Origin of the sequence: Clostridium sardiniense (assembly GCF_016907995.1) — a bacterium.
Classification (GTDB): domain Bacteria; phylum Bacillota; class Clostridia; order Clostridiales; family Clostridiaceae; genus Clostridium; species Clostridium sardiniense.
Genome location: NZ_JAFBDA010000035.1, coordinates 20742 through 27754, shown reverse-complemented (window position 1 = coordinate 27754; position 7013 = coordinate 20742). Strand labels below are relative to the sequence as shown.

The window sequence follows — 7013 nt, the reverse complement described above, 5'->3', positions numbered from 1 at the left end:
GACGTTGCCAGGTAAGTGTGGCTCGATAGCTCAGTTGGTAGAGCAGCGGATTGAAGATCCGCGTGTCGTAGGTTCGATTCCTACTCGAGCCACCACATATGGCGCTATAGCCAAGTGGTAAGGCAGAGGTCTGCAAAACCTTTATCCCCGGTTCAAATCCGGGTGGCGCCTCCAAAAGAGGAAAACCTGTAAACTAATGTTTACAGGTTTTTATTTTTTAAAGACTTTTCTAAGGTTAACTGAACGAAAGAAAATATAAAAAGTTATCCACAAAAAAATATTTCTTAAGCTAGTTATCCACGTAATACATGATATATTGTTAGTATATCTTTTAGTTTGTGGATTATTTTTATTTTAAAGCATTTTCACATAATACTAGTTTGCTAGTATTCTTATCATATGTTGCTTTACATCCGATAGGGAAAATTAGATTTGGATATGAATGCCCAAAAGGTATACCATATATAATAGGTATATTTAAAGGAATTAATCTTTTTTTTATTACTTCTAAAGTTGTAAAACTTTCTTCATAAGTATCTAAGGAGCATCCAGTCATGTGTCCAATTAAAATAGCCTTACATTTATTTAATTTAGAAGATAATATAAGTTGAGTTAATAATCTATCTATTACATATGGAGCTTCATTAATTTCTTCTAATAAGAGTATAGATTTATCTAAATTAACCTCATATGGAGTACCAATTGAAGAACATATCATAGATAAATTTCCACCCATTAATCTTCCACTAAAATAATCATTATTATATTTAGCACAATTAGATAAATCATATATTGTTCCTTTACTAGGATTAAACATCATTCTTTTAAAATAAGATAGAGTAAGAATATCATTAAAATCCGATTTAACCATTGGACCGTGAAATGTAATCAAATTATTATTAGCAAAATAATTTAAAAGTATAGTTATATCACTATAGCCGCAGAAAAATTTGGGGTTTTTCTTAATAGATGACATATTTATATGAGGAAGAGTCCTTATAGAACCATATCCACCTCTATAACATATAATTCCATCGATTGAATCATCTTCAAACATATCAGTTATTTCTTTAGCTCTATCATAATCGTTTCCACATAAGTATCCATTTTTATCATATATGTGATTTCCAAGTACTACATTGAATCCAAGAGTTTCAAATTGACTTACATAAATATCTATACTATCTCTTGGACTACAAGAAGCTGGTGCAATAATACCAAGTGTAGAGTTATTACTTAAAATTTTTCCTTTAAGCATATATGATCCCCCTAAAAAAAGAGAGCCATAAATAGCTCTCTATTAATTTAGTATATATTATGCTTTTTTTTATAAATTGTTATCTAAACATATCCTTTTTATATAAAACCCATGCAACAATTCCACAAATAAAGAATGTCATAAACATTATTGTATAGAATGCAGCAGGATCATTAGGGGAGAACGGTAACCATACGTTCATACCAAATATTCCACCTATTATTGTTGGTATAGCCATAAGAATTGTAACTGAAGCAAGAACTTTCATTACTATATTAAGATTATTTGAGATTACAGATGCGAAGAAGTCCATTGTACTTGCTAATATGTTACTATATATTTCTGTCATTTCAATTGCCTGTTTATTCTCTATAATTACATTTTCTAATACATCTTTATCATCCTCATACCTCTGCATTATATCTAGTTTAAGCATTTTTTCTAATGTTATTTCATTAGCTTTTAATGATGTTGAGAAGTATACCAATGATTTTTCAAGAGAGTGTAATTGTATAAGCTCTCTATTTTTCATTGATTTATGAAGTCTTTTTTCTATCATTAAACTTTTTTTATCAATTTGTCTTAAATATAGTAGATAATATGTAGAAATTCTATTTAATATTTGAAGTGTAAACCTAGATTTCTTAAAAGTAAAAAATGATTTAATTCTTCCATTTATAAAATCAGTTAATACTTTACTATTTTTAAGGCATACTGTTATAAGTTGCTTTTCTGTATGAATTATTGAAAGCGGATATGTATCATAAGTAAGTGAATTATCTTCCATTTCAGTGAATGGAATATCCACTATTATTGAAATAGCATCATCTTCTATATCTATACGAGAAGTTTCCTCGTCATCTAATGAAGCTTTAAGGAAATCTAATGATACTCCTGTTTTATTTGAAATTAAAATAAGCTCTTCATCTGAAGGTGCAACTATATTTATCCAGCAACCTTGCTCGATATTATCAAGTTGCTTAAGAATTTTATTATCTTCACTAATGGTTTTAAATATTTGGATCATGATCAAACCTCCATTTGTATTCTTTTATATTATACTCTTAAATAGGTAAATATAAAATAAGTACTTTTAAAATACAAAACATAAAATAATATCGAAGATTTATTATGATAATAATCGCATATAGTAGCAATTAATAATAAAGATTAGAAAAATAAAGATAAAGTAATGCTAATGCCTAATACAGCCTAATAATAATTAATTTTGACTTATATTAGCATGGAATAAAGTTCGATTTGCTAGTATAATCAGATTTAGTATTTATAAATAATTCATTAAATCATGGGGGATTTAAATATGATGCACAGAGAAATAGTTGTTAGAAAGAAGGCTCATGTAATTGCATTAGTATTGTTCGTAATAACATTTATGCTATATGCACAAGAGGGTCTTAAATTTATTGATTTTCATAGCAATAAAACATTAACTATTTGTAAGATAGCTTTAGCGGTTTTGACTATTTTAATTATTATAAGAGAATTTATTAGTTGTACAGTTTCATATAAATATGCTTTAATAGCGAATAAACTCATAGTAAATAAGATTTTTTCTAAAGAAGAAAAAAATCTAGCAAGTATAAAAATATCAGACATTGTATATATAGGTAAGAAAAATGGACAACCTAAAGAATATGATGCAAAGTCTATAGGGAATTATACTTGTGACAAATTAAAAATTGACCAATACTGCTGTGTATATAAATTAAAAGAAAACTATTATAAGTTCTATTTTCAACCAAGCGACTGTTTTATTAGAAGGGTTGAAAGACATATAAAAAGTACAAAAAATAATGATACAAAGAATATAACTAACATGGATACTACAGACTCTCAAGCATAATAGCTTGGGAGTTTTTTATTTGAATAGATATTTGTTTATGATTGAGAAATTTATGATAGTCCTATAAGAGCAATTAAGATAAATTATATAAATATTAAGTTTTAGGAGTGTAGTAATATAAAATATTTTGTATATATAAATAATTAGAAGTTATTTATTAAAAGTCCTATATAAAGTTCTTTTATAACATAAAAAATTATAGAGAGTGGCTTTGTATAAAAAGTATTTTAACTGTTAATAATTAAAATATATTTTTATTTAGGGGGTTTAGTTATGAATATTTTATTTAACAAAAAAATTAGGGAAAATGTTTGTGGAATCTGTGGAAATGTTAGTGATAATGGTATAATTATAAAAGGAAATTTGATATGTCCAAATTGTGAGATTGACATATTAAATACAGAACCAGGAGATAATGAATATGATGATTATGTTCATAAGATAAAAAATATATTGAAATAGAGAAAGAGGTATACAGACGTGAAGAAGGGATTATTTATTGTATTTGAAGGCGGAGAAGGTTCAGGAAAGAGTACAATGATAGACAAGGTATACGAGTGGCTTAGAGAGTGTGATTATGATTGTATAAAGACAAGAGAGCCAGGTGGAATAAGTATAGCTGAACAAATAAGAGAAGTAATTTTAAATAAAGAAAATACAAAGATGGATGGCAAAACAGAGGCATTACTTTATGCAGCTGCAAGAAGACAACATTTAGTTGAGAAGGTTATTCCAGCATTAGAAAATGGACAAGTAGTTTTATGCGATAGATTTGTGGATTCATCATTAGCCTATCAAGGATATGCAAGAGGTCTTGGAATAGAAGAAGTGTATGAAATAAATAAATTTGCAATTGGAGATTGTGTGCCAAATATTTCTATACTATTTGATATAAGTCCAGAAGTTGGTATGGCAAGAATAAAGAAGAATGCTGAAAGAGAAGTAAATAGATTAGATCTAGAAAAGTTAGATTTTCATAATAAAGTTAGAGAAGGATATGATATAATCTATAGAAAAAATAGAGATAGAATGGTTAAAATAAATGCTGATGAGTCAATAGATAAAGTATTTGACGACGTAAAAAATATAATTTCTAATTTAATAAATAATACTGACAAATAAAGGGTTATGGAAAGATATTACTTTGTGGTAAAATGTAATTAGGGTATTTATTAAAGAGTGGAGGTTATTGTATGAAGTTAGTAATAGCTATAGTACATGATGATGATTCAGATGACTTGCTAGATATTTTAACGGAGAAAAACTTTGGAGTTACAAAACTTGCAACTACGGGTGGTTTTCTAAAATCTGGGAATACCACATTACTGATAGGTGTAGAAGAAGATAGGACTGAAAAAGTTATAGATATAATAAAAGATGTTTGTAAAAAACGTAAGGAAGTTGTTACAGCACCAGCACCCATCACAGGGAATGCTGGAATGTGTATTCAATATCCTATTGAAGTGCAAGTTGGAGGAGCAACTGTATTTGTTATAGATGTAGACCAATTTGTAAAGATATAAGTACAATACAAAGGAGCGAGTGTATTGGAGAGATTTATAGGACATAATAAAGTTATTGAAGGATTTATGAAAAGAGCAGAAAGCAATACACTATCTCATGCTCACTTAATTGCAGGAAGAGATGGAATAGGGAAGAGTATCCTAGCAGATATATTTGTATCAAAGATACTAAATAAAGAAGTTGGAAAAGAACATGTAGATGCTATTCATTACAGAAATAAGAGAGCATCTATGGGAGTTTCTGAAGTTAGAGAAATAATTGAAGAAGTTAATAAGAGGCCTTATGAGGGTGATAAGAAGGTAATTATTATATATGATTCAGAAAAACTAACAGCTCAAGCACAAAATGCACTTTTAAAAACAATAGAAGAACCACCAAATGGGGTATATATTCTATTACTTACAACTAATTTAGAAATAATATTAGATACAATAAAATCTAGATGTCAGATATATAAGCTTACCCCTCTCAATAAAGAAGAAATGGTTGAACTTATTAAATCAAAACATGAGCTAAGTGAAGGACAATTACTGTCTTTGCTTGCTTACTCAGAAGGAATACCTGGAAGAGCAGAAAGATTTTTGAAAGATCCTGAGCTTCAAACTCTTAGAAATCTTATAATAGATATGCTAAGAGATATTAACAATAATGAAATAGATGTAACCATAAAGTACGAAAAGGCATTTCAAAATTACAAAGATGAAAAGGAAGAGTTATTAAACATAATTTCAACTTTCATAAGAGATATTATTCTTTATAAAGAGATTAATGATAAAAAACTTATAATTAATTCAGATAAAAGTAATGATATTGAAGAGTTAATAGAGATGATGTCATATAGAAAATTAAATGGAATGCTAAAATATATAGAAGAGGCAAGAATTAATTTAAAGCATAATACTAATTTTTCTATGACTATTAGTATTATGCTTATGGGTTTTTTGGAGGTATAATTACATGATAAAGGTAATTGGAGTAAGATTTAAAAAGGCTGGGAAAATATATTATTTTGATCCAAATGAATTAAATATAAATAAAGAAGATTATGTAATAGTCGAAACAGCTAGAGGCATTGAGTTTGGCCAATGTGTAATTGGAATAAAAGAAGTAAATGAAGATGATATAATAGCACCTTTAAAGAGTGTTTTAAGGGTAGCTGATGAAGATGATATAAAAAGACATAATGATAATAAGGCTAAAGAAGCGGATGCCTTAAAAATTTGTACAGAAAAGATATGGAACCATGGGCTTATGATGAAGCTTATAGATGTTGAATATACTTTTGATAATAATAAGGTAATATTCTATTTTACAGCTGATGGTAGAGTAGATTTTAGAGATTTAGTTAAGGATCTAGCAACTATATTTAAGACAAGAATTGAGCTTAGACAAATTGGTGTTAGAGATGAAGCTAAAATGATAGGTGGACTTGGACCATGTGGAAGACCAATGTGTTGTTCATCATTCTTAGGTGATTTTGCATCAGTTTCAATAAAGATGGCAAAAGAACAAAATTTATCTTTAAATCCAACTAAGATATCAGGAATATGTGGAAGGTTAATGTGCTGCTTAAACTATGAACAAAGCACATATGAAGAAATAAGAAAAGAACTTCCTAAGGTTGGATCTATTGTAAAGACTTCAGAAGGAACTGGGGAAGTTATACAAAACAATGTAGTTAAAGAAAGTGTAAAAGTCAAATTAAAGAGAAAAGATGAAGAGATTTTACAAACATTTAATATAAAAGATGTTAAATTAATTAAAGGCAGTTATGAAGATAGCATAGACGATTCAGACATAAGAATTGAAGTAGAAACTGAAGAAGATAAGAAGCTTATAAAACAACTTATAAAAGAAAAATAGGAGGACATAAATGAAGGCAGTATTAAAAGTTTCTGGAATGAGTAATTCTACAGATATCAGAAAAGTGCAAAGTGCAATAGCAAGCAGCGAAGGTGTAATTGCAAGTGAAGTAGCTTTAGAAAAGAAAGAAGTTACAATAATATATAATGATATGTATATAGAATTAGAAAGTATTATAGATAAAATTGAGGATCTCGGATACACGGTAGTATAATATTTAACAATTCCTAAATTTTCACAAAGTACTTTTAAAAAATAAGGAAACGTGTTAAAATTAATTTGGTGTAATTACCATAAATTTTAGGAGGTGTTTTTAATGGCATTTGTAATAAACGATTCATGCATAAGCTGTGGAGCATGTGCGCCAGAATGTCCAGTTAATGCTATAAGCCAAGGAGATACTCAATTTGTAATAGATGCAGATACTTGTATCGATTGTGGAAACTGTGCTAATGTTTGTCCAGTTGGAGCACCAGTTCAAGAGTAATATAGCTTAAAAAAGAC

Annotated in this window: 10 protein-coding genes and 2 tRNA genes; 10 read left to right on the top strand and 2 right to left on the bottom strand. The window is 28.2% G+C overall.

Annotated features, from left to right (window positions below):
- Positions 1-19 precede the first annotated feature (19 nt).
- Positions 20-95 (top strand) — tRNA-Phe (locus JOC62_RS17950).
- Between the two features lie 5 nt (positions 96-100).
- Positions 101-174, top strand: a tRNA-Cys gene (locus JOC62_RS17945).
- 175 nt (positions 175-349) lie between these two features.
- On the opposite strand, the gene JOC62_RS17940 is transcribed toward JOC62_RS17945, so the two are convergent.
- Together JOC62_RS17940 and JOC62_RS17935 are read right to left on the bottom strand one after the other, a co-directional pair.
- On the bottom strand, positions 350-1258 hold the full coding sequence (locus JOC62_RS17940; protein ID WP_204596651.1) for a S66 peptidase family protein: 909 nt from the start codon (positions 1256-1258) through the stop codon (positions 350-352).
- A 79-nt stretch (positions 1259-1337) separates the two neighbouring features.
- Complete coding sequence (locus tag JOC62_RS17935) at positions 1338-2285, bottom strand: magnesium transporter CorA family protein (RefSeq protein WP_204596650.1); 948 nt, start codon at positions 2283-2285, stop codon at positions 1338-1340.
- 294 nt (positions 2286-2579) lie between these two features.
- Between JOC62_RS17935 and JOC62_RS17930 the strand changes: the two genes are divergently transcribed.
- From JOC62_RS17930 to JOC62_RS17895, 8 genes are all read left to right on the top strand, one after another.
- On the top strand, positions 2580-3122 hold the full coding sequence (locus JOC62_RS17930) for a hypothetical protein (protein ID WP_204596649.1): 543 nt from the start codon (positions 2580-2582) through the stop codon (positions 3120-3122).
- 273 nt (positions 3123-3395) lie between these two features.
- Positions 3396-3584 carry a sigma factor G inhibitor Gin gene (locus JOC62_RS17925; protein ID WP_204596648.1) on the top strand — a complete coding sequence of 63 codons (189 nt, stop codon included), beginning with the start codon at positions 3396-3398 and terminating at the stop codon, positions 3582-3584.
- Between the two features lie 18 nt (positions 3585-3602).
- Positions 3603-4244 carry a dTMP kinase gene (tmk, locus tag JOC62_RS17920; protein ID WP_204596647.1) on the top strand — a complete coding sequence of 214 codons (642 nt, stop codon included), beginning with the start codon at positions 3603-3605 and terminating at the stop codon, positions 4242-4244.
- 71 nt (positions 4245-4315) lie between these two features.
- Positions 4316-4645, top strand: coding sequence for a cyclic-di-AMP receptor (locus JOC62_RS17915; RefSeq protein WP_204596646.1), 330 nt, complete (start codon positions 4316-4318; stop codon positions 4643-4645).
- 24 nt (positions 4646-4669) lie between these two features.
- Positions 4670-5599: a DNA polymerase III subunit delta' gene (locus tag JOC62_RS17910; protein ID WP_204596645.1), complete on the top strand. Its 930-nt coding sequence runs from the start codon at positions 4670-4672 to the stop codon at positions 5597-5599.
- 4 nt (positions 5600-5603) lie between these two features.
- Positions 5604-6509: a PSP1 domain-containing protein gene (locus JOC62_RS17905; RefSeq protein ID WP_204596644.1), complete on the top strand. Its 906-nt coding sequence runs from the start codon at positions 5604-5606 to the stop codon at positions 6507-6509.
- A 10-nt stretch (positions 6510-6519) separates the two neighbouring features.
- Entirely contained in the window at positions 6520-6723 is a 204-nt protein-coding gene (locus JOC62_RS17900; RefSeq protein WP_204596643.1) for a heavy-metal-associated domain-containing protein, read from the top strand.
- Positions 6724-6825: 102 nt separating this feature from the next.
- Positions 6826-6996 (top strand): DUF362 domain-containing protein, encoded by a 171-nt coding sequence (locus JOC62_RS17895; protein WP_204596642.1) that lies wholly within the window; start codon positions 6826-6828, stop codon positions 6994-6996.
- Positions 6997-7013: the final 17 nt, after the last annotated feature.

Bases quoted from the DNA above. Each gene is read 5' to 3' on its own strand.
- JOC62_RS17930 (WP_204596649.1), top strand. From the start codon at position 2,580: ATGATGCACAGAGAAATAGTTGTTAGAAAGAAGGCTCATGTAATTGCA.
- JOC62_RS17925 (WP_204596648.1), top strand. From the start codon at position 3,396: ATGAATATTTTATTTAACAAAAAAATTAGGGAAAATGTTTGTGGAATC.
- JOC62_RS17900 (WP_204596643.1), top strand. From the start codon at position 6,520: ATGAAGGCAGTATTAAAAGTTTCTGGAATGAGTAATTCTACAGATATC.
- JOC62_RS17935 (WP_204596650.1), bottom strand. From the start codon at position 2,285: ATGATCCAAATATTTAAAACCATTAGTGAAGATAATAAAATTCTTAAG.
- JOC62_RS17905 (WP_204596644.1), top strand. From the start codon at position 5,604: ATGATAAAGGTAATTGGAGTAAGATTTAAAAAGGCTGGGAAAATATAT.
- JOC62_RS17895 (WP_204596642.1), top strand. From the start codon at position 6,826: ATGGCATTTGTAATAAACGATTCATGCATAAGCTGTGGAGCATGTGCG.
- JOC62_RS17915 (WP_204596646.1), top strand. From the start codon at position 4,316: ATGAAGTTAGTAATAGCTATAGTACATGATGATGATTCAGATGACTTG.
- JOC62_RS17940 (WP_204596651.1), bottom strand. From the start codon at position 1,258: ATGCTTAAAGGAAAAATTTTAAGTAATAACTCTACACTTGGTATTATT.